This is a genomic window from Leifsonia sp. NCR5 (assembly GCF_002105485.1).
Lineage (GTDB): Bacteria > Actinomycetota > Actinomycetes > Actinomycetales > Microbacteriaceae > Leifsonia.
Genome location: NZ_NCSR01000023.1, coordinates 47,926 through 62,936 on the forward strand (window position 1 = coordinate 47,926; position 15,011 = coordinate 62,936).

At 69.8% G+C, this 15,011-nt stretch carries 11 protein-coding genes; 6 read left to right on the forward strand and 5 right to left on the reverse strand.

Annotation, left to right across the window (positions count from 1 at the left end):
* Positions 1–44: 44 nt before the first annotated feature.
* Positions 45–854, reverse strand: a complete 810-nt coding sequence (locus B7438_RS16565) for an HpcH/HpaI aldolase/citrate lyase family protein (RefSeq protein WP_085370783.1) — start codon at positions 852–854, stop codon at positions 45–47.
* Positions 839–1,624, reverse strand: coding sequence for a 2-oxo-hept-4-ene-1,7-dioate hydratase (gene hpaH, locus B7438_RS16570; RefSeq protein ID WP_085370784.1), 786 nt, complete (start codon positions 1,622–1,624; stop codon positions 839–841). The genes B7438_RS16565 and hpaH overlap by 16 nt, the downstream gene beginning before the upstream one ends.
* A gap of 294 nt (positions 1,625–1,918) precedes the next feature.
* Here hpaH and B7438_RS16575 point away from each other — a divergent pair, with 294 nt between their 5' ends.
* From B7438_RS16575 to B7438_RS16595, 5 genes are all read left to right on the forward strand, one after another.
* Positions 1,919–3,442 (forward strand): ABC transporter substrate-binding protein, encoded by a 1,524-nt coding sequence (locus tag B7438_RS16575; protein ID WP_085370785.1) that lies wholly within the window; start codon positions 1,919–1,921, stop codon positions 3,440–3,442.
* Between the two features lie 94 nt (positions 3,443–3,536).
* The gene (locus B7438_RS16580; RefSeq protein ID WP_085370786.1) at positions 3,537–4,478 is read left to right on the forward strand and encodes an ABC transporter permease; all 942 of its coding nucleotides are present in this window, start codon (positions 3,537–3,539) and stop codon (positions 4,476–4,478) included.
* Complete coding sequence (locus B7438_RS16585; protein ID WP_085370787.1) at positions 4,475–6,313, forward strand: dipeptide/oligopeptide/nickel ABC transporter permease/ATP-binding protein; 1,839 nt, start codon at positions 4,475–4,477, stop codon at positions 6,311–6,313. The genes B7438_RS16580 and B7438_RS16585 overlap by 4 nt, the downstream gene beginning before the upstream one ends.
* Positions 6,310–7,134, forward strand: a complete 825-nt coding sequence (locus tag B7438_RS16590; protein WP_085370788.1) for an ATP-binding cassette domain-containing protein — start codon at positions 6,310–6,312, stop codon at positions 7,132–7,134. The genes B7438_RS16585 and B7438_RS16590 overlap by 4 nt, the downstream gene beginning before the upstream one ends.
* Positions 7,131–9,482, forward strand: a complete 2,352-nt coding sequence (locus tag B7438_RS16595; RefSeq protein ID WP_085370789.1) for an arylsulfatase — start codon at positions 7,131–7,133, stop codon at positions 9,480–9,482. Before B7438_RS16590 ends, B7438_RS16595 begins: the two co-directional genes overlap by 4 nt.
* Positions 9,483–9,542: 60 nt before the next feature.
* On the opposite strand, the gene B7438_RS16600 is transcribed toward B7438_RS16595, so the two are convergent.
* Complete coding sequence (locus B7438_RS16600; protein ID WP_085370790.1) at positions 9,543–10,982, reverse strand: aldehyde dehydrogenase; 1,440 nt, start codon at positions 10,980–10,982, stop codon at positions 9,543–9,545.
* A gap of 245 nt (positions 10,983–11,227) precedes the next feature.
* On the opposite strand from B7438_RS16600, the gene B7438_RS16605 reads away from it, so the two are divergent.
* Entirely contained in the window at positions 11,228–12,772 is a 1,545-nt protein-coding gene (locus B7438_RS16605; protein WP_373270205.1) for a GMC family oxidoreductase, read from the forward strand.
* On the opposite strand, the gene B7438_RS16610 is transcribed toward B7438_RS16605, so the two are convergent.
* Both B7438_RS16610 and B7438_RS16615 read right to left on the reverse strand, forming a co-directional pair.
* The gene (locus B7438_RS16610; protein ID WP_256922088.1) at positions 12,753–14,000 is read right to left on the reverse strand and encodes a multidrug effflux MFS transporter; all 1,248 of its coding nucleotides are present in this window, start codon (positions 13,998–14,000) and stop codon (positions 12,753–12,755) included. The two genes, B7438_RS16605 and B7438_RS16610, sit on opposite strands and share 20 nt — an antisense overlap.
* A gap of 13 nt (positions 14,001–14,013) precedes the next feature.
* The gene (locus B7438_RS16615) at positions 14,014–15,006 is read right to left on the reverse strand and encodes an alpha/beta hydrolase (protein ID WP_085370791.1); all 993 of its coding nucleotides are present in this window, start codon (positions 15,004–15,006) and stop codon (positions 14,014–14,016) included.
* Positions 15,007–15,011: the final 5 nt, after the last annotated feature.

The following is a 15,011-nucleotide window of genomic DNA, read 5'->3' on the forward strand; positions in this document are numbered from 1 at the left end:
TATCTGAGATTGTATACGATCCGTGAGGCGTGCGCCAGCGCGCATCAGTAGCTCGCGGGCGCGACATCGGAACCGCCGCCGATGAAGCGATCGGCCAGCGCCTCCGAGGCGCGCGCCAGCAGGGCGACATCGGCGCCGACCAGCACCCAGCGCGCACCGGCGGCGAGATAGCGGTCGGCGGCGACCGGGTCGAACGCGTTCACACCGACCGGCTTGCCCGCCGCCGTGCCTGCCGCGATGGCCGTCTCGACCGCGGCGACGACGTCGGGATGCGTCTGCTGGCCGAGGAGTCCCATCGACGCCGCGAGATCGGCCGGACCGACCAGGAGGCCGTCGACGCCGTCGACCGCTGCGATCTCGTCGACGTTCGCCAGCCCATCCACCGTCTCGATCTGCACGTACAGGGAGACCAGGCCGTCGGCCCGGGAGAGGTAGTCGTCGATCCTGCTCCACCGGGCGGAGCGGGCGAGGGCGCTGCCGACGCCGCGGACGCCCGCCGGCGGGTAGCGGACGGCGGCGACCATCTCGGCAGCCTGCTCCGCGCTGTTCACCATCGGGATGAGCAGGTTCTGCGCCCCGAGGTCGAGCAGCTGCTTGACGATCACCGTGTCGCCGATCGGCGCGCGCACCAGCGGCGTCACCGGATACGCGGCGACGGCCTGCAGCTGCGCGAGGATCGACTCGAGGCCGACGGGGGAGTGCTCCCCGTCGATGAGCACGACATCCAGCCCGGCCCCCGCGCAGATCTCGGCGACGAGCGCGCTGCCGGAGCACGACCAGATGCCGAACTGGGGACGGGATGCTGTGCGCAGCCGGTCGGCGAGCGTCGGCGTTGGTTCTAGGCGAATCGGCATGTGATGGCTCCCAGGGTTCCGTAGTCTGCGTGGACGGTGTCGCTGCGTTCCACCCACATCGGGCGGGTGAACGAGCCGGCGAGGACGATCTCGCCGGCTTCGAGGGTGGTGCCGTGGGCCGCGAGCTTGTTCGCGAGCCACGCGACGCCGGAGGCCGGGTGGTTGAGGACGGCGGCGGCGACGCCGGACTCCTCGATGGTCTCGTTGCGGTAGAGGAGGGCGGACACCCAGCGCAGGTCGACAGCATCCACGGCCACGGGTCGGCCGCCGACGACCATGCCGCCCATCGCGGCGTTGTCCGAGATGGTGTCGACGATCGTGCGCCCTGCCATCTCGATGCGGGAGCTGAGGATCTCGAGCGCGGGGACGACGTACTTCGTCGCGTCGAGAACGTCGTAGAGCGTGCAGTCCGGGCCGGTGAGGCTCTCGCCGAGCACGAACGCCAGCTCGACCTCGATGCGCACGTTGGAGTACGCGTCGAACGGGATGACGGAACCGGTCTCGAAGACCATGTCGTCGAAGATGACGCCGTAGTCGGGCTCGGTGATCCCGGTCGCCTGCTGCATCACCTTGGAGGTGAGGCCGATCTTGTGGCCGACCAGTCTGCGTCCAGCGGCGATGCCGCGTTCCTTCCAGACGTTCTGGACCGCGTACGAGTCCTCGACGTTCATCTCCGGATGGCGGGCGGTGAGCAGCGGCACGGTGCTGCGGTCGCGTTCTGCGGCCGCCAGTTCGTCCGCGATCGAGTGGATGGTCGAGTCTTCGAGCACCGGATGGTCCCTTCGTCGTCGGAGGTTCTGGCCGCCGGAGCAGCCTCGGGTGAATCGTATATCATCCCGTACATCTTGGCGATTTCGCGGAGCGGCCGAGTCGTGGAAAGCTCGTCTCACCCCGTTTTTCTCCACAGGTTGTTTTTCTTGTCAACAACTGTAGAATTACCGCCACGACACAGCGATGTGTAGCCAACCTCGGTTGACGACCGGATCAGTAACTGCTGTGTCGTACGCCTGCGCAGCGTTCGATTGATGTTTTAGCTCCTGCCTTGCCAACCGAGAGAAGAAGACATGAAGAAAGCAATGATCGCGGTGGCCGTCGCCGCCGTGACCGCGCTTGCGTTGACCGCATGCGGCTCAGGGGGAAGCGACACCAAGGCCACGACCGGCGCATCCGGTGGCCCGCTCAACATCGGGAACTTCGCCGATGTGACCAGCTGGGATCCGTCGCTCGCCGACATCGGCTTCGACGGCCCGTACCTGTCGGCGGTCTACGACCCGCTGGTCAGCGTCGACGGCGACGGCAAGCCCACGCCGGCCCTCGCCACCTCCTGGAAGGTCTCCGACGACTTCCTGAAGGTCACCATGACCCTCCGCACCGGCGTGAAGTTCAGCGACGGGGAGGCCTTCGACGCGGCAGCAGCGGTGAAGAGCCTCGACTACCTCAAGAAGGGCGCGCGCTCCGGCGAGGCGTACGAGAACGTCGCGAAGTTCGTGGCCGTCGACGACAAGACCCTGGAGATCGACCTCACCAAGCGCGACGACACCCTGCTCTACTTCATGGGCATCGGCCGCAGCTGGATGATGGCGCCCAAGGCCATCGCGGCCGGCACGCTCGCGAAGACCCCGGAGGGCTCCGGCCCGTACACGCTCGAGACCTCGAGCGTCGCCGGATCCGAGTACCACTTCAAGAAGGTCGCGAACCACTGGGACGCGAAGCAGTTCCCGTTCGACCCGCTGGCGATCTACCCGATCCAGGATGCGACGGCCCGCGACAACGCGATGGCCTCCGGTCAGATCAACGTGAACTACGCCGACGATACGGCTCTCAAGCAGGCCAAGGAGAACAACTGGAACGTCGCGGCCAAGGTCTCCGGCTGGGTCGGTCTGCAGTTCACCGACCGTGCGGGGGAGAAGTTCAAGCCCCTCGGCAACGAGAAGGTGCGCCAGGCGCTGAACTACGCGTTCGACGGTGCGAGCATCCTGAAGTCGGTCGGCAGCGGAGCAGGAGCGGTGTCCAACCAGGTGTTCCCCGACGGCACGCCGGGCAACGTGAAGAGCCTGAACAGCGAGTACAAGTTCTCCATCGCCAAGGCCAAGTCGCTTCTCGCCGACGCCGGATACGCCGACGGGTTCGACCTGCACATGCCGATGTCCCAGGTCTTCCAGGTCTGGCAGCCGGTCGTCGACCAGACCTTCGGCCAGCTCGGCATCACAGTCACCTGGGACGACATGCAGTACATGGACTACCAGAAGAACGCGCCGACCTACCCGATGTTCGTCTCCTTCCTCGCGATGGACTCGAACCCGGTCGCGACGGTGCAGCGCATGATCAACCTGCCGCAGTGGTTCAACCCGACCCCGCAGGTCGAGAAGTTCCCGGATGTGCAGGCACAGGTCGAGAAGGTCCTCTCCGCCGACCCGAGCAAGCAGACCGCCGAGATCGAGAAGCTGAACACGCTCGTGACCGGCAAGGCGTGGTTCGACGTCTGGTACCAGGCGAACAACAGCTACGTCTCCACCTCGAACATCTCGATCACCCCGGTGACCGGCATGATGTTCCCCACCCTGCGCCAGATCACCGCCAAGGGCTGACGCACCCCAGGCGGGCCGCGTGAGAGCGCGGCCCGCCATCCCGTTTCATCCCACTTCCCGCTCCACTCCCTCCCCGTCTCCGACAGGACAAGACATGATCAGATTCACGGTCAAGAGGCTCGTCTCCGGCGTGATCCTCCTGCTCGTCGTGGCGACAGGCACGTTCTTCCTCGCCCACGCCGCCATCGGCGATCCGACGGCGGGGCTCCTCGGCTCGTCGGCGACGCCCGCGCAGCAGGCCGCGCTCGCTGCGAAGATCGGTACGGACCGCCCGCTCCTCGTGCAGTTCTGGGAGTGGGGCTCGCACGCGATCGTCGGCGACTTCGGAACGTCCTGGCGCAACTTCCAGCCTGTGAACGCGCAGATCGCGATCAAGCTCCCCGTCACCCTCTCCGTGGTGACGGCGGCCACCCTGCTGTCCGCCGTGTTCGGTGCCCTGTTCGGCGTGCTGGCCGGGCTCCGGCCCGGCTCCGTGCTGGACAAGGTGATCAAGGCGGCCTCGGTGATCCTGTTCGCGCTCCCCGGTTTCTGGGTGAGCCTCGTGCTGGTGATCTGGTTCGCGGTGAACCTGCACTGGTTCCCCGCCGTCGGCTACGTGCAGCCGTCGCAGAGCATCGACGGGTGGCTGCGCTCGATCACCCTGCCGTCCATCGCCCTCTCGCTCGGCGCCATCGTGATGATCGCCGAGCAGCTGCGCAACGCGATCATCTCCGCGAACAACCAGGACTACGTGCGCACCCTGCGCAGCCGCGGCCTGTCCCAGCGTCGCGTGGTCGTGCACCTGATCAGGAACGCGGCTCCGGCATCCCTCACCGTGCTCGCGCTGATGTTCGTCGGCCTCCTCGGCGGCGCCATCGTGGTGGAGCAGATCTTCTCCCTGCCGGGCATCGGAGCGCTCACCAGCGGTTCGTCGCAGAACGGCGACATCCCCATCCTGCTCGGCATCACGGTCGTCACGGTCATCTTCGTGGTGATCGTGAACTTCGTCCTCGACGTGGCGCTCGGCTGGATCAACCCGAAAGCGAGGGTGCAATGACGACTCCGACCGACGTGATCATCGACCCGCGCGCCGGGCGTCGCGGCTCCACCTTCGCCCGCTTCATCAAGCGACCGGCCGGTGCGATCTCGTTCGCCGTGCTGGTGCTCGTGGTGCTCGTCGCGTTCTTCGCTCCGCTGCTCGCGCCGCACGACCCGAACTTCGTCGACCTCGCGCTGACGAAGGCGCCGCCGAGCCCCGCGCATCCACTGGGCGGGGACAGCGCGGGCCGGGATGTGCTGAGCCGCCTCATCTGGGGAACGCAGTCGACCCTGTGGGGCGCCTTCGTGACCATCGTGGTCGCGGTCGTCGTCGGCGTTCCCGCCGGCCTGGCCGCCGGATACTACGGACGCTTCTTCGACAGGGCGGCCACCTGGGTGAGCGACGCCCTGCAGGCCATCCCGGCCATGATCATCCTGCTGATCGTCGCGGCGGGGACGCGCAACGACTTCACCGTGCTGATGGCGACGCTCGGCGTCTTCATGGCGCCCGGCTACTTCCGCCTCACCCGCTCCACCGTGCTGGCGGTGCGCAACGAGCCGTACGTGGATGCCGCCAAGGTCTCCGGCCTCGGCAACGCCAGGATCATGGCGAAGCACATCGTCAAGGCGGTATACGCCCCGGTCATCATCCAGACCGCGCTGACCGCCGGGATGGCGATGGGCATGCAGGCGGGCCTCCAGTTCCTCGGCATCGGCGGGGCGAAGACGCCCGGCTGGGGCGCGATGATGAACGAGGGCTTCCGCACGATGCTGACCACCCCTCTGCTGCTGCTCTGGCCGTCGCTGGCCCTCGGCATCACCATCGCGGCGCTGGCGGTGCTCGGCTCGACGCTCGCCGACGTGGTGAGCGTGCGCACTCCGATCGGGCGGCGCAGGAAGGCCTCGCGGCGCGTACGGCGATCCGGTGCAGAGCCGGCGGTCGTCACCGCGTCGACGGGCTCCGTCGCCCACAAGTCCGTCGACTCCGCTGTACAGCTGCAGAACCTGCGGGTGAACTACGTGACGCCGGAGGGCGGGACCGTGGAGGTGGTGCACGGCATCACCCTCGACGTCGCCCCCGGCGAGGTGCTCGGCATCGTCGGCGAGTCCGGCTCCGGCAAGTCGCAGACGGTGTTCTCGATCCTCGACCTGCTGCCGGCCGGCGGCGAGTACACGGCCGACGCCCTCTGGATCGGCGGGGCCGACGTGACCAGGATGGCGCACGCCGACAGGCAGAAACTGCTCGGCCACGAGGTGGGGTACATACCGCAGGAGCCGATGTCGAACCTCGACCCCTCGTACACGATCGGCTACCAGCTCACCGAGCCGCTGCGCTCGGTGCACAAGCTGTCGAAGGCGGACGCCGCAGCCCGGGCTCTGGCGATGCTCGACAGGGTCGGCATCGTCGACCCTGTCAGGGTGATGAAGTCGTACCCGCACCAGCTCTCCGGTGGAATGGCCCAGCGCGTGCTGATCGCCGGGGCCATCGCCGGGAAGCCGTCGGTGCTCGTCGCCGACGAGCCGACCACGGCGCTCGACGTGACCGTGCAGGCCGAGGTTCTCGAACTGCTGCGCGAACTGCAGCAGGAGTACCGGATGGCGCTCGTGATCGTGACCCACAACTTCGGCGTCGTCGCCGACATCTGCGACCGCGTCGTGGTGATGCGCGACGGCGGCATCGTGGAGGTCGGCACGGTGGAGCGCATCTTCTCGCAGCCGGCCGACCCGTACACGGCCGAGCTGATCGCCGCCTCGCTCGACGGCGCGGCCAGCCGGTCGGAACTGGATGCGTCTCTCGCCGCATCGAGCGGGCCGACAGAACCCACCGAACCGCGGAAGGCGGTCCTCGCATGAACACCCCCTTGCTCAGCGCCTCCAACGTCGTGGTCGACTACGGCACCCGGCGCGGGACGTTCCGCGCCCTGAAAGAGGTCTCCATCGATGTGGGCGCGGGAGAGTGCGTCGGCCTGGTGGGGGAGTCCGGCTCCGGCAAGTCCACCCTCGGCAAGGCGATCCTCGGCCTCGTGCCCGTCGCGAGCGGAAGCATCCGGTTCGACGGCGAGGACATCACCCGGCTGAAGGGCGCGAAGCGGAGGGCGCTCGCGTCGAGCATCCAGGTGGTCTTCCAGGACCCGTACGGCTCGCTCAACCCGGCCATGACCATCGGGGACATCCTCGCGGAGCCGCTGACGACGGCGGGCACCGGCCGGCGGGATGCGCGGGCGGCCGTCTCGGAGATGCTCGACAGGGTCAAGCTGCCGTCGACGGTGATCGACCGCTACCCGAAGGAGTTCTCCGGCGGGCAGCGGCAGCGCATCGCCATCGCCCGCGCGCTGGTGCGCAAGCCGCGCCTGATCGTCTGCGACGAACCGGTGAGCGCACTCGACCTCACCACTCAGGCGACCATCATCGACCTGTTCATCGAGCTGCAGCGCGACACCGGCGTCTCCTACCTGTTCGTCTCGCACGACCTCGGGGTGGTGCGCAGGATCTGCCACCGCGTCGCTGTGATGTACCGCGGCGAGATCGTCGAGACGGGCGACGGCGAGCAGGTCACGCGCGACCCGCAGCACCCGTACAGCAAGCGGCTGCTGATGGCGTCGCCGGTCGCGGACCCTGCCGGGCAGGCGGAGCGCCGGGCGGCGTGGCTGAAGCTGCGCGAGCAGGCGGCGTGAGCGGCGCGAGCGGGACCGGGGCAGGCGCGAACGGGGCGCCGGCGGACAGCAGGGGCTACGAGGGGTTCGGCGGGTTCGTCGCCGAGGTGGCGAGCGCATCCATCCCGTCGTGGCCGCCGCGCGTCCGCGCGCGGGAGGGTGCGCCGAACGTGATCGTGGTGCTGCTCGACGACCTCGGGTTCAGCGACCTGTCGCCGTTCGGCAGCGAGATCGACACCCCGGCCGTGCAGCAGCTCGCCGAGTCCGGCTACCGGTTCACCAACTACCACTCGACGCCGGTGTGCTCCCCGGCGCGCGCCGCGCTGCTCACCGGGCTCAACCCGCACAGGGCGGGCTTCGCCTCCGTGGTGCACGCCGATCCGGGGTTCCCGGGCTACGTGATGGAGATCGCGGACGACGTCCCGACCATCGCGGAGTCGTTCCGCGCATCCGGGTACGCCACGTTCATGGTGGGCAAGTGGCACCTCACCACCGAGTCGAAGATGCACGACGGCGCAGACAAAGCCTCCTGGCCGCTGCAGCGCGGCTTCGACCGGTACTACGGCTCGATGGACGGCTTCACGACGCTGTTCCACCCGCACCGGCTGGTGAGCGACAACAGCCCGGTGACCGTCGACGAGTTCCCGGACGACTACTACCTGACCGACGACCTCACCGACCGCGCCGTCGGCATGATCCGCGGCCTGCGCGCCAACGACGCGGACAAGCCGTTCTTCCTCTATTTCGCGCATCACGCCGTGCACGGGCCGATCCAGGCGAAGGCGGCGGACATCGAGAAGTACCGCGGGGCGTACGAGCGCGGCTGGGACCACATCCGGTCGGAGCGGTTCGCCCGGCAGGTGCGGGACGGGCTGTTCCCGCCGCAGACGGTGCCTGCCCCGCGCAACGAGGAACCGCTCGCTCCCGTCACGGCGTGGGACGACCTCGGCGACGAGCAGCGCGCGCTGTTCGCCCGCTACATGGAGGTGTACGCGGCCGCCGTCGACAACGTCGACCAGAACCTCGCGAGACTCGTGGATGCGCTGCGCGAGAGCGGAGAGTACGAGAACACGATCATCGTGGTCGCCTCCGACAACGGGGGCACGGGCGAGGGAGGTGCGGAGGGCACACGCAGCTACTTCAGCCAGTTCGTGCAGCTCGCCGGACTGCCCGCCGACTGGGAGCGCGACGTCGACCGCGACCCGTCGCTGATCGGCGGCCCCCGCGTGTTCGCGCACTACCCGGCCGGATGGGCGTACGCGTCGAACACCCCGTTCCGGCTCTACAAGGGGGCGACGTACGAGGGCGGCATCCGCGTCCCGCTCGTGGTCTCCTGGCCGGCCGGACTGCCGCGCGACGCGGGTGACGACGGCGTGCGCGACCAGTACACCTTCGTGACCGATCTCGGGCAGACCCTGCTGTCGCTGGCGGGCGTCAAACCGCTCGCCTCGCGCACCGGGCTCCCGGCGAAAGAGGTGGACGGCGTCCCGTTCGACGAGGTGCTGCGGGATGCGGACGCTCCGGCGCCCCGCACGGAGCAGTACTCGGAGTTCGCCGGCAACCGCGCCTTCGTGAGCGGCCGGTGGAAGATCGTCACGGATCACCGCTGGACCGACGCGTTCACCGACGCCGAGTGGCGGCTGTACGACCTCGCGGACGACCCCACCGAACGCGTGGATCTGGCGGGGGAGCATCCGGAGCGGGTGGCCGAGCTGGCCGGGAAGTGGCGTGCGTCAGCGTGGAGCAACACGGTGTTCCCGCTCGGCGACGACGGCTCGCTGTTCACGCACCGGCCGTCGACCGAACTCGAGCTGGAACGGCCGGTCACGCTCTATCCCGGCACCCCGACGCTGGAGCGGTTCCGGGCGAGCAAGCTGACCAAGCTGCGCAGCTTCGACGTGGAGGTGCGCGCCGACCTGGCCTCGGGAGAGGGCACGCTGGTCGCGCACGGCGACCAGGGCGGCGGATACGCGCTGCAGGTCTCCGACGGGCGACTGACGCTCGCGTACAACGAGTACGGCCGGATGCACAGGGTGACAGTGCCGGTCGCTGCGCTGGGTGGCCGGGACGTGACCCTGCGCTTCGAGGCCGTGCCGGGCATCCGGTGGCTGATCGGCGTGGAGGCGGGCGGCGAGAGGGTGGCAGAGCTCGGGCCGGTGCTTCAGCTGGTCGGGATGGCGCCGTTCACCGGCATCAGCGTCGGCGTGGACCGCGGCGGCCCGGTCGACTGGGACGTGTACGAGCAGCGGAGGTCGTTCCCGTTCAGCGGGGTGCTGCACGCGGTGCGGTATGTGCCAGGCGCGAAGGCGGAGGAGAACCCCGAGGTCATCGTCCCGATCGAACGGGAGCTCGCGCGCATCTACGAGTGACGGCGCACGACGAAACGGCCGCGACCCCCTCGGGAGATCGCGGCCGTTTGTGTTCGTCGCTCAGTAGTGCAGCCAGACCGACTTGGTCTCGGTGTACGCGTCGATCGCCCACGGGCCCATCTCGCGGCCCCAGCCGCTGGCCTTGTATCCGCCCCACGGCGCTGCCATGTCGGGGATGGACGGCATGTTCACGAACACCGCACCGGCCTTGATGCCGTTGGCGAGGCGCTGGGAGGTGGCGATGTCCTTGGTCCAGATGGTCGCGGCGAGGCCGTACTCGGTGTCGTTGGCGCGGGCGATGATCGCGTCGAGCTCGTCCTCGTCCTCGTAGCTCGTGATCGACAGGACAGGACCGAAGATCTCGTCGTGCATGATCGTCATCTCGTCGGTGACGCCGGCGAACACGGTCGGGGTGAAGAAGTAGCCGTCGCGGTCGGCGCGCGTGCCGCCGGTGACCAGTTCCGCCCCCTGCTGCCGCCCGATCTCGACCAGACGTTCCACGTGGCCGAGGTGCTTGGCGGAGACGAGCGGGCCGAGGTCGACGCCCTCGTCGAGGCCGTTGCCGAGGCGCAGACCGGCCACGCCGCCCGCGAGCTTCTCGACGAACTCCGCCTCGCGCTTCTTGTCGACGTAGAACCGCGTGTACGCGGCGCAGACCTGCCCGGAGTTCAGGATGCTGCCCGCGATGTTGCCGCCGACGGCCGCGTCGATGTCGGCGTCCGCCGCGATGATCGACGGCGCCTTGCCGCCGAGCTCCAGCGTGAGCCTCTTGAGGTTCGAGTCCGCGCTCGCCCGCGTGATGATGCGGCCGACGGCGGTGGAGCCGGTGTACGAGAGGTGGTCGACGTCCATGTGCTCGCTGAGCATGGCGCCGATCGCGCCGTCGCCGGTGACCAGGTTCACCACACCGCTCGGGATGCCGGCCTCTGCGCACAGCTGCACCAGCCGGATGGTCGTGAGCGGCGTGACCTCGCTCGGCTTGATGACGACGGTGTTGCCGGTCGCGAGCGCAGGGGCGAGCTTCCAGGCGAGGATCATCAGCGGGAAGTTCCACGGGGTGACCAGCGCGTTGACGCCGACCGGCTCGCGCCGCGTGTAGTGCAGGGTGTCCGGGAACGACACCGGGTTGACTGTGCCCTGGATCTTCGTGACCCAGCCCGCGTAGTAGCGGAAGTGCTCGGCGGCGCCGGTCACGGACACCATCTTGGAGATGCCGAGCGGCTGCCCCTGGTCGCGGGTCTCCAGCGCGGCGAGCTCGTCGTGGTGCTCGTCGATCAGGTCGGCGAGCCGGAACAGCAGCGCAGCGCGCTGGACGGGCAGGAGCCCGGCCCACTCCGCCGTGCCGAGGGCGGCGCGCGCGGAGGCGACCGCCGCATCCACGTCGGCCCTGGATGCGGTGCCGACCTCCTCGATGACCTGCTCGGTGGCGGGGTCGACGGTGGCGATGGCGCCGCCGGACGCTTCCGTCCACTCGCCGTCGATGAACAGTTTGGTGGCCACTTTCGTGCTCCTTTGCGTAGCCGGACGAGACGGGCGGACTCCGCTGACGGACGCCCACGCAAGCAGTATCCGCGGGGGAGTCGTGCGCTGTCTTGACCGGTGGGGCACGGCCGTTGTCTGCGAGCGAATGGTCGGAGGACGGACGTTCCGCCGGGCGGGCGCGGCGTGCGAACCTCGGGGGGACTCGAAGGGGAGGACCTGTGGCGGAGACAGTGGATGCGAAGGCAGCGGCGACCGCAGCGGCGGTGTCGGCGGACGCAGCGGCGGAGGTGCCGCGCAGCGTGATCGTCATCGGTGCGGGTTCTGCCGGTTCCGTGGTGGCCAGACGGCTCGCGGACGCCGGTGTGGCCGTGACCGTGCTGGAGGCGGGCGGCGAGGACACCAACCCCGCCATCCACGACCCGTCCAGGATGGGCGAACTCTGGCACAGCGCAGACGACTGGGACTACTTCACGGTGCCGCAGGAGCACGCGGCCGGACGCAGGCTGCACCTGCCGCGCGGCAAGGTGCTCGGAGGCTCGCACTCGCTCAACGCGATGATCTGGGTGCGCTGCGCCCCCGCAGACTTCGACCACTGGGAGTCGCTCGGCAACGACGGCTGGGCGTGGAGGGACGTGCTGCCCGTCTACCGCGCCATCGAGCGGCACTCCGGGGGAGCATCCGAGCTGCACGGTGCAGACGGCCTGCTCGACGTGACGGACGACTACGCGCTCGACCCCATCCAGCAGTCCATCGTGGATGCCGCGGTGGAGGAGGGGCTCGAACACAATCCGGACTACAACGGCGACCACCTCGACGGCGTCTCCCAGCAGCAGATCACCGTGCGCGACGGCCATCGCCTGAACACCTACCTGGCGTACCTCAAACCGGTGCGCGACCGGGTGGATGTGCGCACAGGATGCTGGGTGCACCGTCTGCTCACCGAGCAGGGGGACGACGGCGTCCCGAGCGTGGTCGGCGTCGAGTTCGAGCAGGACGGTGAACTGCACCAAGTGCGCGCCGACGAGGTGGTGCTGTGCGCCGGCGCGCTCGACTCCCCGCGCATCCTGCTGCGGTCGGGGATCGGCCCGGCGGACGAGCTGACGGCGGTCGGGATCCCGTCGCTCGTCGACCTGCCGGGGGTCGGCAAGAACCTGCACGACCACCTGCTCTCCCCGGTGATCTTCGCCACGGAGCGCGAGGTTGGGGCTCCCCGCCCCGGCGTCTCGGTGACCCAGTCCCACCTGTTCTGGAAATCCGACCCCGAGCTCGAGGTACCGGACACCCAGCCCATCCACTTCTCCGTCCCGATGTACCAGGACGGCATGACCGGCCCGGCCGACGGGTTCAGCCTGATGGCGGGCATCGTCTCCCCGAAGGCGCGCGGCAGCGTCACCCTGTCCGGTCCGGGCCCGCACGACCCGCTGCTCATCGACCTGGATGCGCTCGGTCACCCGGACGACGTCGCCTCGCTCGTGGCGTCTGTGCGCCAGTGCCGCAGCATCGGCACGCGTCCGGCGCTCGCGGACTGGGGTGCGACCGAGCTCTATCCCGGGCCGGAGGTGGGTGACGGGGACGACCTCGTCGACTACGTCCGCTCCACCGCCGTCACCTACCACCACCAGGTGGGGACGTGCGCGATGGGGGTGGATGCGCAGGCCGTGGTGAGCCCGCGGCTGCGCGTCCACGGCGTGCACGGGCTGCGGGTGGCGGACGCGTCGATCATGCCGCGGGTGACGACGGGGAACACCAACGCGCCGAGCGTGCTGATCGGCGAGAAGGCCGCGGCGTTCATCCTCGCGGGGGAGTGAGCGGAGAAGGCGCGCGGCTGACCCGCATCCCGGCCAGGCGCGGTACGACGGCCCAGGCGAGTAGCCCGGCGATCGTGGCGGCGATGGCGATGGTGAGCGCCATCGCCAGCGCGGTCGAACCGCCGAGCGAGGCGAACGGCCCGACGATCGGCCCGACCGTGAACGTGACCGTGCCGAGCACGGCGGCGGCCGTCCCCGCCCTGGCGGAGTGGGCGCCGAGGGCGAGCGTCGTGCCGTTCGGGCCGCCGACACCCGACGAGAACAGGAACAGGGCCAGCGAGGACAGCACACCGGCCGGCCCCCAGCCGAGCAGCACCGACGCCAGCAGCAGGAGGGCGGCCGCCGCCGTCGCGAGTTGGCCGATCAGGTACATCCTGCCCGGTCCGACGCGGCGGACCAGCAGCCGGCTGACCTGAGCGCCGAGCAGGTTGGCGAGCGCGTTGATCGCGAAGAACAGGCTGAACAGCTGCGGGCTCAGGCCGAACTGGTCCTGCAGCACGAAGCTCGACATCGACAGGTAGGCGAAGAACGCCGCCCCTCCCGCCGCCGCGGCGATCACGATCACGACGAACAGCCGGTCGCGGAACAGCTCGCGCAGGTGGCCGCCGGTGGTCCGCAGCCCACCGCTGTGCCGCATCCCGGGCGGCAGCGACTCCTTCAGGCCGGTGAGCGCGATGACGAACAGGGCGAGGCCGATCCCGGTCAGCACCAGGAAGATCCCGCGCCAGTCCATGACGAGCGCGAGCGTTCCGCCGACGACCGGCGCCACGATCGGCGCGGATGCGCTGACCACCGCGAGCAGCGACAGCATCCGCGACAGGTCGACGCCGCTGTACATGTCGCGCGCGACCGCCATTGTGATCACCAGCCCGGCCGAGCCGGCGAGCCCCTGCAGCAGCCGGGCGACGAGCAGCACCTGGATGTTCGGCGCGAGCACGCACGCCAGCGAGAGCAGCGTGAACAGCGCGACCCCGACCAGCAGCGGACGACGGCGGCCGTACCGGTCGCTGAGCGGACCGGCCACCAGCTGGCCGACGCCGAGTCCGACCATGCACACCGACATCGTCGCCTGGGCGAGCGCGTCGCTGGTGCCGAGCGATGCGGCCAGCTGGGGCAGCTCAGGAAGATAGAGGTCCATCGACAGCGGACCGAACGCTTCGAGCAGGCCGAGCACCAGGATGCTGCGGCGCACGCTCATCACGGGAGCGACCGCGCTGGACGCTGTCACGGGCGCGACGCCGTCACGAGCGGGGCAGGCGCAGGGTGCGGCGCAGCCAGCTGTCCCTGGCGGCGATGGCGGCCTTCGATACGATGGCGTCCGGGGAGAAGCCGGAGAAGCCGTGGTACGCGCCGGACCAGACGTGCAGTTCGGCCTGGCCGCCCGCCGCCCAGGTCCTGCCCGCGTATTCGATGGACTCGTCGCGGAACACCTCGGCCGCGCCGACCTCGATGTATGCGGGAGGCAGGCGGGACAGGTCGGTGGCGCGGGACGGGGCGGCGTACGGGGAGACGGCGTCGGTGAAGCGGTCGGAGCCGAGGATCGCATCCCAGGCCGTGTCGTTGTTGTTGCGGTCCCACGCGCCGATCCCGTCGTACTGCCTGGCGGAGACGGTCTCGTTGCGGTCGTTGAGCATCGGGCAGTTGAGGAGCTGCCCGGCCAGGCGTGGGCCGTTCCTGTCCCTCGCCATCAGCGCGACGGCCGCGGACAGGCCGCCTCCCGCGCTCGCCCCGGACACGAGGAGGCGCTCGGGGTCGACGCCGAGGTCCGCGGCGTTCGCGGCCAGCCAGAGCAGCCCGGCGTAGCAGTCCTCTCCCGCCGCCGTCCCGGGATGCTCGGGCGACAGCCGGTACTCCACGGCCACGCCGACGGCGCCGTACTGCTCCGCGAGCTCGATCAGCTCTCCCGTGCCGAAGAAGCGGGTGCCGAGCACCTGCCCGCCGCCGTGGATGCTCAGCACGCCCGGCGCATCCGGAGCCTGCCGCACGGGACGCACGATGGTGATCTCGATGTCCGGAGCACCGGCAGGGCCGGGGATGACGGCGTTCTCCGCGGTGACGGCGCGCCCGGCGACCTGCTGCTCGATCGGCGGGATGATCGTGGCGAAGTGTGCGCGGTTGGCGAGGATCGTGTCCGCCCGCAACGGGGTGCGCTCCACCAGGTCGAGGAACGCGGTGAGGCCGGGCACCAGGGCGGGGTCGTACGGCACGGGGGGATGGGGCGATGCGAGCGTCATTGCTG

Coding starts and splice junctions, on each gene's coding strand:
- B7438_RS16565 (WP_085370783.1), bottom strand. CDS start 854: ATGCCGATTCGCCTAGAACCAACGCCGACGCTCGCCGACCGGCTGCGC.
- B7438_RS16575 (WP_085370785.1), top strand. CDS start 1,919: ATGAAGAAAGCAATGATCGCGGTGGCCGTCGCCGCCGTGACCGCGCTT.
- B7438_RS16580 (WP_085370786.1), top strand. CDS start 3,537: ATGATCAGATTCACGGTCAAGAGGCTCGTCTCCGGCGTGATCCTCCTG.
- B7438_RS16585 (WP_085370787.1), top strand. CDS start 4,475: ATGACGACTCCGACCGACGTGATCATCGACCCGCGCGCCGGGCGTCGC.
- B7438_RS16590 (WP_085370788.1), top strand. CDS start 6,310: ATGAACACCCCCTTGCTCAGCGCCTCCAACGTCGTGGTCGACTACGGC.
- B7438_RS16615 (WP_085370791.1), bottom strand. CDS start 15,006: ATGACGCTCGCATCGCCCCATCCCCCCGTGCCGTACGACCCCGCCCTG.